Annotated in this window: 13 protein-coding genes; 7 read left to right on the top strand and 6 right to left on the bottom strand. The window is 47.1% G+C overall.

Annotated features, from left to right (window positions below; all coding sequences use genetic code 11):
• Nucleotides 1–152 precede the first annotated feature (152 nt).
• Nucleotides 153–365 carry a DUF2811 domain-containing protein gene (locus tag I1H34_RS16885; protein ID WP_212662179.1) on the bottom strand — a complete coding sequence of 71 codons (213 nt, stop codon included), beginning with the start codon at nucleotides 363–365 and terminating at the stop codon, nucleotides 153–155.
• 640 nt (nucleotides 366–1,005) lie between these two features.
• Here I1H34_RS16885 and I1H34_RS16880 point away from each other — a divergent pair.
• Nucleotides 1,006–1,293: an RNA recognition motif domain-containing protein gene (locus I1H34_RS16880; protein WP_212662178.1), complete on the top strand. Its 288-nt coding sequence runs from the start codon at nucleotides 1,006–1,008 to the stop codon at nucleotides 1,291–1,293.
• A 547-nt stretch (nucleotides 1,294–1,840) separates the two neighbouring features.
• On the opposite strand, the gene I1H34_RS16875 is transcribed toward I1H34_RS16880, so the two are convergent.
• From I1H34_RS16875 to I1H34_RS16865, 3 genes are all read right to left on the bottom strand, one after another.
• Nucleotides 1,841–3,790 carry an SUMF1/EgtB/PvdO family nonheme iron enzyme gene (locus I1H34_RS16875; RefSeq protein WP_212662177.1) on the bottom strand — a complete coding sequence of 650 codons (1,950 nt, stop codon included), beginning with the start codon at nucleotides 3,788–3,790 and terminating at the stop codon, nucleotides 1,841–1,843.
• Between the two features lie 294 nt (nucleotides 3,791–4,084).
• Nucleotides 4,085–5,011, bottom strand: coding sequence for a toll/interleukin-1 receptor domain-containing protein (locus I1H34_RS16870; RefSeq protein ID WP_249370180.1), 927 nt, complete (start codon nucleotides 5,009–5,011; stop codon nucleotides 4,085–4,087).
• 56 nt (nucleotides 5,012–5,067) lie between these two features.
• Complete coding sequence (locus tag I1H34_RS16865; protein WP_212661733.1) at nucleotides 5,068–6,396, bottom strand: ISNCY family transposase; 1,329 nt, start codon at nucleotides 6,394–6,396, stop codon at nucleotides 5,068–5,070.
• Nucleotides 6,397–6,788: 392 nt separating this feature from the next.
• Here I1H34_RS16865 and I1H34_RS16860 point away from each other — a divergent pair, with 392 nt between their 5' ends.
• Nucleotides 6,789–7,175, top strand: coding sequence for a DUF423 domain-containing protein (locus I1H34_RS16860; protein WP_212662176.1), 387 nt, complete (start codon nucleotides 6,789–6,791; stop codon nucleotides 7,173–7,175).
• Nucleotides 7,176–7,189: 14 nt separating this feature from the next.
• Nucleotides 7,190–7,789, top strand: coding sequence for an NUDIX domain-containing protein (locus I1H34_RS16855; protein WP_212662175.1), 600 nt, complete (start codon nucleotides 7,190–7,192; stop codon nucleotides 7,787–7,789).
• A 58-nt stretch (nucleotides 7,790–7,847) separates the two neighbouring features.
• Here the strand turns inward: I1H34_RS16855 and I1H34_RS16850 are convergent, their stop codons facing one another.
• Entirely contained in the window at nucleotides 7,848–8,075 is a 228-nt protein-coding gene (locus tag I1H34_RS16850) for a DUF3134 family protein (RefSeq protein WP_212662174.1), read from the bottom strand.
• Nucleotides 8,076–8,246: 171 nt separating this feature from the next.
• Between I1H34_RS16850 and modA the strand changes: the two genes are divergently transcribed.
• Nucleotides 8,247–9,026 carry a molybdate ABC transporter substrate-binding protein gene (modA, locus tag I1H34_RS16845; RefSeq protein ID WP_212662173.1) on the top strand — a complete coding sequence of 260 codons (780 nt, stop codon included), beginning with the start codon at nucleotides 8,247–8,249 and terminating at the stop codon, nucleotides 9,024–9,026.
• A 3-nt stretch (nucleotides 9,027–9,029) separates the two neighbouring features.
• Nucleotides 9,030–10,832, top strand: coding sequence for a molybdate ABC transporter permease subunit (gene modB, locus I1H34_RS16840; protein WP_212662172.1), 1,803 nt, complete (start codon nucleotides 9,030–9,032; stop codon nucleotides 10,830–10,832).
• Between the two features lie 542 nt (nucleotides 10,833–11,374).
• On the opposite strand, the gene I1H34_RS16835 is transcribed toward modB, so the two are convergent.
• Complete coding sequence (locus I1H34_RS16835; RefSeq protein WP_212662171.1) at nucleotides 11,375–13,147, bottom strand: aspartate kinase; 1,773 nt, start codon at nucleotides 13,145–13,147, stop codon at nucleotides 11,375–11,377.
• Between the two features lie 147 nt (nucleotides 13,148–13,294).
• Between I1H34_RS16835 and purT the strand changes: the two genes are divergently transcribed.
• Nucleotides 13,295–14,521, top strand: a complete 1,227-nt coding sequence (gene purT, locus I1H34_RS16830) for a formate-dependent phosphoribosylglycinamide formyltransferase (RefSeq protein ID WP_212662170.1) — start codon at nucleotides 13,295–13,297, stop codon at nucleotides 14,519–14,521.
• Nucleotides 14,522–14,875: 354 nt separating this feature from the next.
• Nucleotides 14,876–15,178 (top strand): hypothetical protein, encoded by a 303-nt coding sequence (locus I1H34_RS16825; RefSeq protein WP_212662169.1) that lies wholly within the window; start codon nucleotides 14,876–14,878, stop codon nucleotides 15,176–15,178.
• The last annotated feature ends 86 nt before the right edge of the window (nucleotides 15,179–15,264 follow it).

The raw sequence follows: 15,264 nt of genomic DNA, 5'->3' as shown, positions 1-15,264 counted from the left end.
AAAGCTATGAGCTGCCCTTAAGTTCACATATGTTGTGCTAAACGTTCTCGATCCGAAATTAGCTTCTCTGCTCGATGAAGATGCTTCTCTTTGGATGAAATCTTCAGTCTGCAGGGCTAACTCGCTGGGGAGATGGTTTGGATATCAAGCCATTAGCAGGCTGTAGGAAGTTCTTTTTTGAACAAACTATCAAGATAGATGCGAGCTGTCTTGCGGTCTGATTGACCGTACTGCATGAGGAATAACGATAGTGCCGCTGAGATAACCCGATCTTGATCCCAGTCAGGATGGGTTTCCAAATAACTCATTAATGCGTCATGGAGATCTTCAGGGATATCAGCCAGAATGCTAACGGTCGTTGACATAAATTTCGGTCGCTCTTGAACAACAGTGAGGTCGGTAGTGATGGTCGATGCACCAGACGATTAAGCATGACAACTGATGCCCTCTTTAGTCACACAAGTCTTAGTCGGAGATCCTTCTTCGACCCTATGGCTTGCGAAATATAGAGCGCAGCACTTAAGGCTGGGAGTCCTATCTTGCGGTCTACCAGTGTGATTGTCAATCGGTTTTTTTGAACTCATTGATTGAACTCAAAGCTATACACACTATGGAATTAGGTCATAATTTTTTTTTTGCATATTCCCCAGAAATGGCCCAAACCCTTAATCTGTCGTTCTAGCCTGTGGAAAACAATCCATTTACTGTGGAAAACTAGAATGATTTTGTGAATAAGTTGGGTAGAAGCTGGGGAAAAGCTAACTGACCAGATCTAGCACTAAAGCTCTCGACAATAGGGGCTTAATTCTAAAGAAGACCGAAATCACTGTAAAGATTGCTTCTTAACTCAGCATCTAGTTTGGGGATCGGTTACTATAGGCAGCGAGATATAAATATCGGTTTCCCGTTAGTTTTCAGAATTGCTTGGTTTTATCCAGTTCAATTTTTAAGACCACGCACCGAAATCCAATTCTCTACACCTCTACTGATTTTGGGACTTAATTCATGTCGATTTATGTTGGTAACCTCTCTTATGACGTTACAGAGCAAGACCTAAACACCGTTTTTGCAGAATATGGAACTGTCAAGTCCGCCAAGCTTCCCACCGACCGTGAAACAGGTCGGATGAGAGGTTTTGGTTTTGTCGAGATGAGTGATGATGCCGAAGAAACCAAGGCGATTGAAGAACTAGATGGTGCTGAGTGGATGGGCCGTACCCTGAAAGTCAATAAAGCAAAACCCCGCGAAAACAGAGGTGGGGGTGGCAACTTTGGTGGCGGCCGACGCTACTAAAGCCCATTTAGTTTAAGAAAATTTGATCTCATAGCTCATCACATTAGAGCTATGAGATTTTTTGCTGGAAACTTTGCTCTTCCCAGACAGTAGCTCCGTAGCTTGCGTGAGTCTAATCTAATGGGGTGGGTCGGATAAGTCTTCGGTGATAAAGCTGGCCCAGCGATCTAACTCGGTTTAATTCATGGATAGGACTACCCCCATCGGGGGAATAGGTCTTAACTCTCCATTGTATGCCCGATGAAATACCTTCCACCAGTTCTGACCTACGACTCCACGAATAGAATAGATCCGAAAACTGATAGTGTGACTGTTTGGGGCAATATCGTTGTGCTTAGCAGAGCAGGAATGGCCAGGATTGTTGATCCATTGCCCACCATGCCGCAGTTGTTTATATGCCTGCCCCTCACCATGCTCATCAACTTAATGGGTGAAACACCTACCTTACTAAGGGCTAGAAAACTAGGAACGGTTAGATTCTATGGTGGCCCACAAAAAAATTTCTCACGCTGTGCACGCAGAACAAGAGGGCAAGAAGGGTAAAAGGCTACTGAAGAGACCTGGGTGCTGAACAAACGACTCGAAAACCAACAGTGTCGTCACGGAAGCCAGGAGTATCGCTACGGCGAGAAGCGGAGCGGCAAGCCCTCGGATTATAGGCCCAGGAGCCACCACGCCTCAGACGACGAGAAAGATTATCATTCTTAATAATCCAGGCTGAGCCATTAGTTGGAGCACTTTTATAGCTTTCTTGAAAGGTATCTAGACACCATTCCCCAACATTGCCATGCATATCAAATAGACCAAAGCTATTTGCAACGTTAAAACTGCCAACATCCGAGGTCGATATTCTAAGCAAATTTGCAATTAAAGTTGCAACCTCTTTAACGTCACAGTTTGCGTATTTACGCGTGAGTTGATTCCCGAAATGAAACTCAGTAGTTGTTCCTGCTCGGCAAGCATATTCCCACTCTGCTTCGCTGGGCAAACGGTATATTTTCCCTGTTTTACGAGAAAGACGATCACAAAATTCAACTGCTTCATTCCAAGATACTTGCTCAATAGGTTTTTGGTCTCCCTTAAAGTGGGCAGGATCAGAATCTAAATTTATCTTGACTTGCTCAAGTTTAGCCACAGAATGCCACTGTGCTTGGGTAACTGGATACTTACCCAAACAAAATGATGGGACTTGCACCCGATGTTGTGGGCGCTCGCGACTAGAACCTTCACTATGCAGAGAGCCCATCAGATATGATCCAGTTGGAATAGCTACCATTTCTAGGTCCACACTAGGTGCTAATGCTTCCATAAAGAATTGAGCTGATTGAGTGGTGCGCTGCTTGACCTTACCTTTGTCATCCAACAAGACCACTTTAAATGAGAACGTTTGGAGCTGTATATCACCACTGCCCAACACAAACTCATGAACCTTATTGGTTGTTCCTTCCCGTGGTTTTTGCTCCTGTTCCTCCTTTAGTCTAGTTGCTTGTTCTTGGCGAACTTGCTCCTCCATATTTCGTTTTTGTACAGCCTGCTGTTCTGCTTCGTGCTGGCGTTTTTGTTCAAGCTGTTGTTCTTCTAATTGCTTTCGTTCGAATTCTCGTCGCTGATGCTCTTCTATACGCCTTTGTTCAAGCTCTCGCTGCCGTTGTTCTTCAAGTCGTTGCTGCTCTTCCAGAACCTCTTGTTCAATCTGTCCAGCAAAACCATCAGAAATACCCAAGTTCTCTCTTAAATCACCTAGGACCGATTGAGCCTCTGGAGTCAAACCACCCCGATGTTTTATTTCTGCTCGCACCGTTTCTCGATATGTTTCAAGGGCACGTTGTTGCTGGCTATAATCCGCCTTAATCTTTGCCCATATCTCATCAATATCTAGAGCAGAAAGTTGATAGTTCTCAGCAATAAAATCGAGATTTACTTGCTCTCCCGGAGAAATATCGCCGTCTTGATAAAACAGTTCAGCTTTTTGTGCATAAGCTACTATTCCATCTGCCCGTAGGAGTGCCCTTTTTGCTGACAGGATTTGGTCCTGAATCTCTCGGGCAATCTGACCTATCTCACGAACAACTTCTAGCCATAAACCATCCCTAGAGCTTGGCGTTTGCCGATCTGACGAGGAAACGGGGGTAGCATTTCTCGGTAATCCTTGAAGACTCCGCAAGGGAGTTGATTCATATAAGCTAGGACGTACGAAAATGGGAATTGCGCGAACTGTCTTATCTTGATCGCATTTCAGAGCATGTTTTACTTCAACGCCTTGGCAATAGGGGGACCGGATAAAATCTGAACTCACCAGGAAAAGAATAATATCAGCTTCTTCCAAATGACTGTCTATGTTTTGTTCCCAATTTGACCCTGCAGGAATTTTGCGATCATGCCAAATTTCAATCAATTTTTCATACTGTACTAATCCACTTAGATGACCCACCAATTCATTGCGTAAGCCTTCATCCTGATGGGAATAAGAAATAAAAACCTTAATGGGCTGAGGCATCTAGCGCGAACGGAAATAGAACAGGTTAATCAAGATTCTACAGGTATTAGTTTTTTTACTCTTAGCAATCACGATCAAACCTTAAGGATTTGTCAAACAAATCCTATGTTCGTCCATCCCTACCAACCCAATTGCAAGACAGCTCGAAAAAAATTAAACCGTTCAGCCCCCTTTCGCTGATTGAGATAAGGGAGCTGAGGTCAATACTATTCGCTCATAGCTGGGAAAGCAGCAGGATAAACGATAGGAACATAGAAAGCTAAAGAATATTATTCTAACCAAACTAGATCCCCCCTAGAAAGGCGATGAATGCCCCATACTATTCAAGGATCGGGCAACTTGATCTTCCCAAGCGCCACCACTGCCACCCGTATTAGAAGCGCCTTGCACCATCTTGCAAATACCATAGGCAGCAAGACCCATCGCCGCATATTTACCCACCTGTAACCAGACCGATCCTCCAGACTCGTCGGGTGTTTCCTCTGCTTCTACAGACAACTCAGACGGAACCGTCTTAATGGCTAAAGACGATGGTTGCTCTGAGGGGTCAAAAGAAGCCAACATATGTTTCACCTTAGTCTTCAAGGCTCCCAAAATCATCGGAGAGTGATGCTCATTTACCTCAATTTCTGCCAGAATCTCTTGTAGCTGATATTGGTCATGCAACGATTGCTCAATCCGATCCACCAGCTCTTGGGCATAAGCCATCCCACCCTGCAGTTGGTCTAATACTTGCTTACCCTGAGCATAAGACTCATTACAAACGTCTAGAATACGCTGAATCCAATAGGCCTTATCTCCAGAGACATTGTTTTGCCGGCGATAGGCATTTAGATACTGGGTCACCCCATCCAAATCATGCATCTGTGTCAGTAACGTATTGAGAATGGACCACTCCTCCCCCTTACATTTCAATACTTGATGTTGCTGGCTCAACAACACAATATTCAGCCGCATAAATAAATTTTGGTAATTTTGGCGCCAATCTTGGGCAGGAATATTCAAATTCTGCAAATAGGAATACCAAGGCGTATCATCCACCAAAATTCCAATAATCGTTTTCCGTAAGAGCATGGCTTGGCTCATCTCTTTATTGACCCATTTTGATTGGGCAGCATTCTGAGACCAAACCACAAAGACAATATCTGATGCCTGAATGCCTTGCTTGACATCCTCAGAGATGTCGTCCCCTGGTCTCGTTTGTTGGAGGTCATACCAAATATCACAAGCACCTTTCAGATCCTGGGCAATTTTGCAGCAATTGTAAATTCAATATTTCATGAGGTATCGGCTGCTATTCGAGGCTCTGGATCATCCAACATAAACTGGAGCAAATGCTCCCAACTCTCAAAGAGCAAGTATTTGGTCAAAGTCTGAATATCGTGAAAAAAGCCTTGTCGGGTTCCCCGTTGCTTTCGCATGCGTTGATAAGTGGAGTCCACCAAGTGCAAGACGGTATGAAATAAGAATGCCAACAGGTTGAGTACCAATAGCACAGCAGCAAGGTTCTTCTGACCATGACCAAAATTATGTTCTAAGTGATAGCCCTTGGTTTTGAGGACATTGTGTCCTTCATTCTCCGCTTTCCATCGGGCACGTCCAGCACTGACAATCTCGGCCACACTTTGGTCATTGATGAAATGGTGAGTAATGAACGCGTTGTGATACATAGTCTTTCCATCAGCAGCACGAGTAACAGAGACTTCGCACCAGTTGACCATCACTGCTGGTAGCTCCTCACGCAGGGGGATGCGATTGTAATAGCGATACTGACAAATTTCATGATAGCGACCGTTCCAGCCCCGAGTCTCTAGATGCTCAACATCTCCAATACCTTCTAAATACTCTACCCATTCATATAGCTCTGGATGGGAGGAGGGCAAACAGACAAAAATGAAGTTCAACTCATCCTCTAAACAAGTCTCCACCATCGGTTGACGGCTATAGAGGTCATCGCCAAGAACCGTAATCTTGGCTCCGTCAAACCCTTGAGCATGCCCCTTGATCCACCGTTTGGCCGCAGCGGTTTCACTATCCTGTTTCTCCGCACCATCTTGAGGACGAATGAACTCTGGGGCCAGAGAAATGACATGTTCAATTTCCGGACAAACGAGGACGGGCAACACGGCGGTGTGCGTATAGGTGACACTCCCATCCCGATGGGTTTTGGTAGAACACTGATCGCAACAAATCCGGTTTGAGGAAAAATACTCGCTGCCGTCTAGCCCTACCAACAGGTGTCCACCTAGAACCTTATATTGCTCTAGATAACCTCGTCGTAGGAGAACGCTATAAATTTGATAAAAAATGGGAAACAGAAGACGAAATGCGATCAAGTCCAAAACATTCTTGATTTGGTTGCTCGTGGGGAGTTCTGTTAACTCAAAGAGGGCTTGGGCGTTGTCACGACCATGACGACTATGAACATGGCGTTGGTACTCCAGAAACGAAGGACATTGCATAAAGAAGACAGCAAATGCGCCTAATACAATATCTTTGAGACTAAATTTGGTGCCATTACTGGGTTGACGTGGATCATCGAGGTGCTCAATGAGCTGATGTAGCCAGTGCAGTAAGAGAGGGAAATTTAGAACACCTTCATTCATCGTCTGGGGCTCTGCAAGTGTATGAATACATCCTCAACGACTACAACCTAGCTTGCCAAAATTTTGAATTTACAATTGCTGGCAATTTTGTCGGCAATCGTTTTATCACCCCAGTTGTGACTGATAAAAATTCGAGTCATACCCCATTCCTCAGATATAGTTGGCTTTTTCGTTAGGATTACGCTACCAAGCTCGAAAAAGCGACACTATGATGATGGTCACGCCCAGGAGTGCTTAAGCTCACTTCTGACTCAGAAACCCGGAAATCAGAGGATTTCAACCTTAAACTTTAGAACCATTGATCCCAGATCAAACAACCTCAATGTTTGAGAAGAGTAATTTTATGCTCAATAGGCAATAATCGATCAGTTCAATTCGTGAGTAATCCTTCGATGTTCCGACTTTTCCTCATGGCTGGTTCAATTTTCGGTGGCCTTTCTGTGGCGGCAGGGGCCTTTGCTTCTCATGCCCTCAAGGCTCAACTCAGCGAAAAGTCGCAACAAATTTTTGAGACAGGCACCAAGTACCAGATGTACCATGCTCTCGCCCTGATCCTGGTATCCCTGCTGTTGAGTCGCGCAGAGGGAGGAGAGGGGCTACTGACCCTTGCAGGCTATGCCTTTATTGCCGGCATCGTTTTATTCTCCGGCAGCCTATATGGATTGAGTCTATCTGAGATTAAGTGGTTTGGTCCCATTACTCCGCTGGGTGGCGTTGCCTTTTTAGTCGGGTGGGGATGCATTGCGATCGCAGCCTTCAAATCATCTCCGATCAGCTAATTGAACCCCCTCCAATGTTCTCACCAAAGAAATCTAATCCTTCAGACCAGAGTTCTGAAGTGCCCCATTATCATGAGCCAGACCGCACTTATCAAATGGGGCTGGATGCCAGATTACCGACAGAGGTCTTTAGTCAAGCTCTAGATCATCTGGTCATTACTTGCGTTGATTTAGTTTTTAGCCATCAACAACAGGTGTTGTTGGCTAAACGCCGTACCTATCCCCAAAAATCTTGGTGGGTCATTGGCGGACGCATGATCGCCGGAGAGTCCCCCTTACAGTCTGCCCAGCGGAAAGCGAGGGAAGAAGCTGGACTTGCGATCGCAACAGACCGATTCCACTTTATGGGAGTCTATTCCACTTGTTTTGCCCATCGGCAGCAATCCCCACAGGATCGGGGCTTGCATAGCCTCAATCTCACCTATGTAGTCACGCTGACCGCTTCTGAAAAGCAACAGCTTTGCCTCGATCCCCATGAGTATCAAAAGTGGCAATGGTACTCCAATCGTGAAGCTACCTTGCAACTCAATGCTTCCCAGGTGATGGATCAACTGCTATTAAGTCTGTTAGATCGCGTCAATTCTATGCAAAATACATCGGGCAAGATCAATTGATTGGATCCAACAAACCAAGATAGATATTGTCAATATCCCTCAAGAAAAAACAATGATTTTACGCAGCCATTGGCGTATAACTCTCGTCGTTGTTACTGTTGCTGTTGTTGTTGGAATATTCTGAAAGCAGTTCTTCGTCATCGGTAGACCAGTCGAAATCAGATTCATCATTTTGGCGGAAACGACCATTCTCTTCTAACCAGTTATACAGAGATGTATTTTTGCGAGGAGCGATTACGGGGCTAACCTGATTACGGTTTTCTTCTGTCAAGGAGGGATTATACATGTGTGTGATCCGAGCAAAAATGTGTGTGTATACACAAATTTGCCCCATCTCAAAGCCTTACGCTTCGGTATTTATAATGAATTCTCTCAGAGAAAAATCACTGTTTTCTCCTGGGATTTACACAGGTCTTTTTGCCTCTAGGATGAAGGCATCTTCCTTTATGGCCGCAGCATGATGAATTTTTCAGTCCCAAAACGGATGATCAGCTTAGTGGCTTTGATCCTGGGGGGATGCCAGTTTGCCCCTCAAACCCGCCAGCTTACGGTATCTGCGGCTTCCAGTCTACAAACTGTTTTGCAAGCTATAGAGCCGGAATTTGAGAAGGCCTATCCCCAGATTGATCTGACCTTTAATTTTGCGGCCTCGGGGGTCTTGCAACGTCAAATAGAGCAAGGGGCACCTGTGGATGTGTTCTTCTCTGCTGCACCTAAGCCCATAAACAGTCTGTTAGAGCAGCAACTCATTATCCAGAACTCCCATCGATCCATCGTCACGAACCAACTGGCCCTGATTGTACCTGAGGAGTCTCAGGTGTCTTTGACGGAGTTTCAGCAATTAACGTCCCCCCAAGTTAAAAAAATTATGGTGGGAGAAGGGGCGAGCGTCCCCGCTGGGCAATATGCCCAAGAAGTTTTTTCGACACTCGAATTATCTCAACAGATTCAGACCAAGCTAATTTTTGCCAATAGCGTGCATGGGGTTCTAGCGGCGGTTGCGGGTGCCAATGTGGATGCAGGCGTTGTCTATGCCACTGATGTGCGCCAGTCTGATCGGGTGAAACAGGTGGCCCTTGCCCCAGCCCACAGCCATTCTCCCATTGTTTATCCGATTGCTATTGTGGCTGGGAGTTCTCAGCCCCAGACGGCTCAATCTTTTATCGAGTTTTTGTCCACTCCTGAATCGAAAGACCGCTTCACTCAGGCTGGATTTGGTTTAGTGCCTGAGGATTGATGTGTGAGCATTGCGCCCCTATGGACCTCTTTAAAGATTGCTGCGATCGCAACGTGTATCACCTTTACTTCGGGGGTGGCAACGGCCTATGCCATGCACCGCTATCGGGGCAAAGGCAAAGCGGTGATTGAGAGCATCCTCCTGACCCCCCTGGTGTTACCTCCCACCGTGTTGGGGTTTATGCTCCTCTTTCTTCTGGGGACTCAAGGTCCCATTGGTCAGTTTTTGACCCCTGTGGGATTGAACCCGGTGTTTACTTGGTATGCCGCTGTGATTACGGCCACGCTTGTATCCTTTCCCTTGCAGTACAAAACCGCATTGGGAGCCTTCCAGCAGCTTGATCCCGATCTACAGGCGGCGGCTCGCACGTTGGGGGCTTCTGAATGGACCGTATTTCGGCAAGTGGTCTTACCCTTAGCCGGGCCAGGAATTTTGGCTGGCACAAGTTTGGCCTTTGCCCGAGCCTTGGGAGAATTTGGAGCCACCCTGATGCTGGCGGGCAATATTCCAGGACAGACCCAAACTTTACCGATGGCAATTTATTTTGCCGTTGAGGGTGGGATATTTGAGGAAGCATTGATTTGGTGCAGCATCACCCTCTTGGTCAGTTTAGGGTGCCTGACGGGGATGAATCTGTGGCTCAGTCGAAAGCCTCGGTTCAAACAGTCCCGTCGCCGTCGTCCCGTGAGACCTAGATTGCCCTCAGGTGCTGCCCACCCTCCTGCTGAACAGGGGTTATGGGTTGACTTGCAAAAGCGAGTGGCTGGATTCCAATTAGATATCTCTTTCCAAACCCAAGAAACCACTCTGGGGGTATTGGGAGCTTCAGGAGCTGGAAAAAGTATGCTCCTCCGCTGTATTGCCGGGATTGAAACTCCTGATCGGGGCCGGATTGTCCTCAATGGTCGGGTGCTGTTTGACTCAGTGCAGGGCATTAATATACCGAGTTGCGATCGCAACATTGGCATCCTATTCCAAAACTATGCCCTATTCCCCCACCTCACTGCCGCTGAAAATATTGCCTTTGCCTTATCAGCAGGACAATCCCTCAATACCACCGAAGCTGCATCCCACTTAGCTCCGCTTCAGCTAGCTGACTACGGCCACCACTTGCCCCAGGAATTATCTGGAGGACAGCAACAGCGGGTTGCCCTAGCGAGAGCCCTAGCAAGCCAGCCCCAACTCTTGCTGTTTGATGAACCCTTCTCCGCCTTGGATACCCACCTCCGTAACCAGATTGAAAAAGTGATGGTGTCTCGTCTATCCACCTTTGATGGCATGACCCTCTGGGTTACCCACAATGTAGAAGAAGCCTATCGACTCTGTAATCAGTTGATGGTGGTGGAGCAAGGCAAACCCTCTACCCTTCGCCCCAAGCATCAAATCCTAGAACATCCCGAAACCCTGAGCGTTGCCCAACTCACGGGTTGTAAAAACTTTTCCCGCATCCAGCAGAGTGGCCCAGACAAGGTGTTTGCCCTGGACTGGGAGTGCACCCTACAGATCCTGGAGCCTGTTCAGCCCCACCATTCCCAAATGGGTATTCGCGCCCATCAAATTCGGTTTTTAGATTTAGAGTCCCCCGTGACTTCACCTAGTAATACCTTTCCAGGCTGGCTAGCGATGACCCGAGAGACCCCTCACCGGATGACCCTCTATCTTAAGCTCAATACACCCCCCACCCACGCAGAAGATTACTATCTCCAGGCTGAAGTGTTTAAAGACAAATGGAAACAGCTCAAAAACCTGCCTTTTCCCTGGTCAATTACCCTTGACCCCCTGCGAATTTTATTACTTCGGGAATAGTTATTTCCCATTTTTCTTGGGCTATTTTTGTAAGTGATAAAGATTGCCTATTCAACGTGATTTAGATCACACTAGCTTCCATTTTTTCCAGCGATATTAAAGAAGACTTAGAGTTATCTGAGTCGTCATTGGGGAACACACATACGTCCGACAGGTTGGTTCAGCTTGTCGGTGTTTTTTTTGGAAATGATGTACCGACAGGGTTTAACCTGTCGGTTTTTTAATGGGATGGTATTGATTACCAAAAGACCTCCGTATAAATACGGAACTTTTTGACCATCTTTTTTTTATTCTTCAGAGACTTTTGATTTACTCCGAAAATTCTCGCAGAAAATAGTTTGGACTCCGTAATTATTCGGTAGAGCCAACCTGTGACTGCCGATAAAGTGTAATCACTGTGTGTTCACCACTGTTTCTGGGTAAGGACTGCAGCAGCAGTGCTTACCTAGATCCAAATACAAATCCTTGAATGACCTCGCTTGATCACGAGGTCATTTTCTTTTTTAAAGGCTTACGGAGGGTGAAGCCTTGCAGCCAAAAAGCTAACCCTCTAGGCCAAACGCTTTATGGACCGCCTGCAAAGCAGTACTCCCATCTTCCTGGGCCACCACGCAACTGACTCGAATTTCCGAGGTGGCAATCATTTGAATATTAATTTTCTGCTGGGCTAAAGCCACAAACATCTGCGCTGCAACTCCAGGCTGCCCCAACATACCGATACCGACGATACTGACTTTTGCGATCGCAGAATCGGATGCCACTTCCCCACACCCTAGGGAGTGAGACAAATCGAGCAAAAGCCCTGTAGCCACCTCTAAATCCCCCTCTGCCACCGTAAACGCAATATCTCGGGTAATCTGCCCTTCCACCTGGCGAGAGCGTTGAGACTGAATAATCATGTCTACACTGATATTTCGCTTGGCTAAGACCTGGAAAATATGAGCCGCCATGCCGGGATGGTCTGGAACATTGCGGATGGCGAGTTGGGCTTGCTCAAGATCTAGGGCCACACCACGCACCGGGGGAATGGGGTAATCGGGTAAGGAGATCCCACTATCAATCGAAGAGCTAGTGACTTCAAAGACATCACACAGGGCTTTCGTTGCCCGTTCACAATCCGCAGCAGCAATCGTACAGCTGACATTCACCTCAGACGTAGAAATCATCTGCAAATTGATATCCAAATCACTCAGGGTCTGAAACATTTGGGCTGCAATTTGCGGACGGCCAATAATCCCCGCACCGACAATACTCACCTTAGCGACCTTGGGTTCTACCAAAACTTCCGAGGCAGGACCAGTGGGCAAATTTGCACTAAAGGCAGTCGCCACCGCTTCAACACGATCACAACAGTCTTGAGCCACGGTGAAAGCAATATCATTGGAATTGCCATCATGAATCGACTGGATAATTAAGTCCACATCCAGGTTTTGATTAGCTAACTCCCCAAACAATCCTGCTGCTACTCCTGGCCGATCAGCAACATGGAGCAAAGCAACCTTCGCCTGGTTCAGATCGAAATGCACCGCATCCACAGGGCGACCTAATTCTAGGTCTGTCAAAGTTTTCGGTTGCGTTCCAGTAGAGATAATTTGAGTACCAGGCTCATCAGTCCAACTAGAACGGACGGCCATCTGGACCCCATAATTACGAGCAATCTCCACCGCCCGAGGATGAAGGACATTAGCTCCTAAACTCGCCAGTTCAAGCATCTCCTCGCAAGTAATCTCCTCCATCAGTTGGGCCTTCTCTACCAACCGAGGATCCGTCGTCAGCACCCCAGCCACATCGGTATAAATCTCACATTTTTCGGCATTTAGAGCCGCCGCCAACGCCACAGCGGAGGTATCTGATCCACCTCGGCCTAATGTGGTTACTTCCAGATCGGAGGTATTAGAGGTGCCCTGAAATCCAGCCACCACCACCACTTTTCCTTCATTGAGATGGCGTTCTAAGCGTTCCGTGGCAATGTGGAGAATGCGAGCACGGGTATGTTCAGGTTCTGTGACAATCCCCACCTGAGCCCCAGTCAAGGAAATAGCAGGCTGCCCCAATTCCTGGAGGGCCATGCTCAGGAGGGAAATTGAGACTTGCTCCCCTGTCGATAGCAGCATGTCCATCTCGCGTCGGCAGGGATTGGAGGATACGCCTTGGGCCAGCTGGACCAGGGTATCGGTGCTCTTGCCCATGGCCGACACCACCACCACCACCGAGTTGCCCTGGGCAACGGTCTGCTTTACCCGCTGGGCAACCGCTTTAATCCGCTCGACTGAACCAACGGACGTGCCACCAAACTTCTGAACAATTAGGCCCATGATTGTTACATCTATCTGTAAAACGCAGGACTAGATCCAGCAAGAACGCCAACCTATTCCCGCAAACTGCTAATCAGCATTATGGTATGAAACCGTTATGGGTCATACTGCATCCATGTAAATTTATAGATTGATTCCTCGACAACGATGATCAGCCCTCCTGCAAACACTTCTCTCACCACACCCTGGGGTGCCCCTTTTTCTGAATCTGCCAAACGGCTATTGCTGTTGGGGTCAGGAGAACTCGGCCGAGAAGTCGCCCTAGAGGCCATGCGCTTAGGCATTGAAGTGATTGCAGCGGATTCCTACGACCATGCCCCCGCCATGCAGTTTGCCCATCGTAATGTAGTGATTAATATGCAGGATGGGGCGGCCCTGCGCCAGGTCATAGAGTCGGTTAAACCAGATCTAATTGTGCCCGAGATTGAAGCCATCGCCACTGCAACCCTACTCGAACTAGAAGCGGAAGGATGGAACGTCATTCCCACCGCTAAAGCCACTAATCTGACCATGGATCGGGAAGGCATTCGGCGTCTGGCAGCCAGTGACCTGGGCTTAAAAACCTCTCCCTACCAATTTGCCTCCACCCAAGCGGAATATGAACAGGCAGTGCAACACGTTGGCCTTCCCTGCGTGGTCAAACCCGTCATGAGTTCCTCAGGTAAAGGCCAAAGCTTAGTCAAAACAGACAGCGAAATTATCCCAGCCTGGACCTATGCCCTAGAAGCCGGTCGTGGCAACGCCCCCCGCGTCATCGTTGAAGGCTTTGTCGAGTTCGAAACAGAAATTACCTTACTAACGGTGCGGTCCCAGTCGGGCACCCACTTCTGTCCTCCTATCGGCCATGTGCAACAAAGCGGGGACTATCGAGAATCCTGGCAGCCCTGTGCCCTCCACCCCAATACCCTGGAAGCCTGCCAAGCTATGGCCCGCCAAATTACCGATGCTTTAGGAGGGTGGGGACTGTTTGGTGTGGAACTTTTTATTGCTGGGCCGGCCGATCAGCCCCAGACGGTCTATTTCAGCGAAGTGAGTCCTCGCCCCCACGACACAGGCATGGTCACGATGGTCAGTCAAAATATGTCCGAATTTGAACTGCATGCCCGTGCCATTCTGGGTCTCCCCATTGGTGATATCCAACTCATTAGCCCTGGAGCTTCAGCGGTAATTTTGGCCTCAGAGGCATCCAAGGAACCCAAGATTGAAGGCGTTGCTGCAGCTCTTGCCGTGCCAACCAGCCGCGTTCGCTTATTTGGTAAACCCACTGCCCATAAAAATCGACGGATGGGGGTCGCTCTAGCCCTAGGTGAGACCATAGAGGAAGCCAGACAACGGGCTAAAGACTGTGCCCAGCAAGTTACCGTTATCAGTTAATTGGATCTCTCGTACTTAGTAATCAAACCCCATCTTCACCTGTATTTAACTGTAGACAAAGGCCATTGATCGCTTTTTATTTATTAATATCCAAGGTTTTTTTGAAAGACAAACCGTAGCAAGAGATACTAAAAAAATCCTTCTCCATTAGCTCATCAGATTACGATTGACTCTTTCTTGTAGAAAAGCTTTCATTCAAATAAGCTTGGTTTTCCTCAATAACAACTTCTGGGAAGAGCATTATATTTAGCACTCACACTCTAAGAGTGCTAAATAATAAAGATTTCGATGAATATTTAAGCTAACAATTGTGTTGAGGGCATAATTAATAAAAGCTTAACCAGGAGTTATGCTATGACTTTACACATCGAATTCAAGTCTAGTACGATCCAATTCTGGAAACAGTTAGAGATGTTTCAAGCCTTCCTCCAACATCCAGAATTAGGGGTTCAGGTCTCTATTGATCAAGATCCAATCAACCGAATCTTTCTACGTTCTGAACATTGTGGTATTGAGGTTCCTGAGCGACCCACTATTATGTTCCGAGCCACTATTATTGATGCACTTCCTCTAGCATCAGTGGAAGCCATGATTCAACGATTTACCTTTAGAACAGAAAAGCAATCTTGTATTGCCACCCTTGGATTAATTTCTTAATTAAAAGAAGGCAGTGACAGCAGTTTTAATAAATATCCCAAACATCAATGCTGGGTTTCAGCACTGAAGCAGTGCTGAAACCATTC

The organism is Acaryochloris marina S15 (assembly GCF_018336915.1).
In the GTDB taxonomy this organism is placed as follows: Bacteria; Cyanobacteriota; Cyanobacteriia; order Thermosynechococcales; family Thermosynechococcaceae; genus Acaryochloris; species Acaryochloris marina_A.
This window is presented reverse-complemented; position numbering and strand designations above follow the sequence as displayed.

Bases quoted from the DNA above. Each gene is read 5' to 3' on its own strand.
- I1H34_RS16885 (WP_212662179.1), bottom strand. From the start codon at position 365: ATGTCAACGACCGTTAGCATTCTGGCTGATATCCCTGAAGATCTCCAT.
- I1H34_RS16880 (WP_212662178.1), top strand. From the start codon at position 1,006: ATGTCGATTTATGTTGGTAACCTCTCTTATGACGTTACAGAGCAAGAC.
- I1H34_RS16875 (WP_212662177.1), bottom strand. From the start codon at position 3,790: ATGCCTCAGCCCATTAAGGTTTTTATTTCTTATTCCCATCAGGATGAA.
- I1H34_RS16865 (WP_212661733.1), bottom strand. From the start codon at position 6,396: ATGAATGAAGGTGTTCTAAATTTCCCTCTCTTACTGCACTGGCTACAT.
- I1H34_RS16860 (WP_212662176.1), top strand. From the start codon at position 6,789: ATGTTCCGACTTTTCCTCATGGCTGGTTCAATTTTCGGTGGCCTTTCT.
- I1H34_RS16855 (WP_212662175.1), top strand. From the start codon at position 7,190: ATGTTCTCACCAAAGAAATCTAATCCTTCAGACCAGAGTTCTGAAGTG.
- I1H34_RS16850 (WP_212662174.1), bottom strand. From the start codon at position 8,075: ATGTATAATCCCTCCTTGACAGAAGAAAACCGTAATCAGGTTAGCCCC.
- modA (WP_212662173.1), top strand. From the start codon at position 8,247: ATGATGAATTTTTCAGTCCCAAAACGGATGATCAGCTTAGTGGCTTTG.
- I1H34_RS16835 (WP_212662171.1), bottom strand. From the start codon at position 13,147: ATGGGCCTAATTGTTCAGAAGTTTGGTGGCACGTCCGTTGGTTCAGTC.
- purT (WP_212662170.1), top strand. From the start codon at position 13,295: ATGATCAGCCCTCCTGCAAACACTTCTCTCACCACACCCTGGGGTGCC.
- I1H34_RS16825 (WP_212662169.1), top strand. From the start codon at position 14,876: ATGACTTTACACATCGAATTCAAGTCTAGTACGATCCAATTCTGGAAA.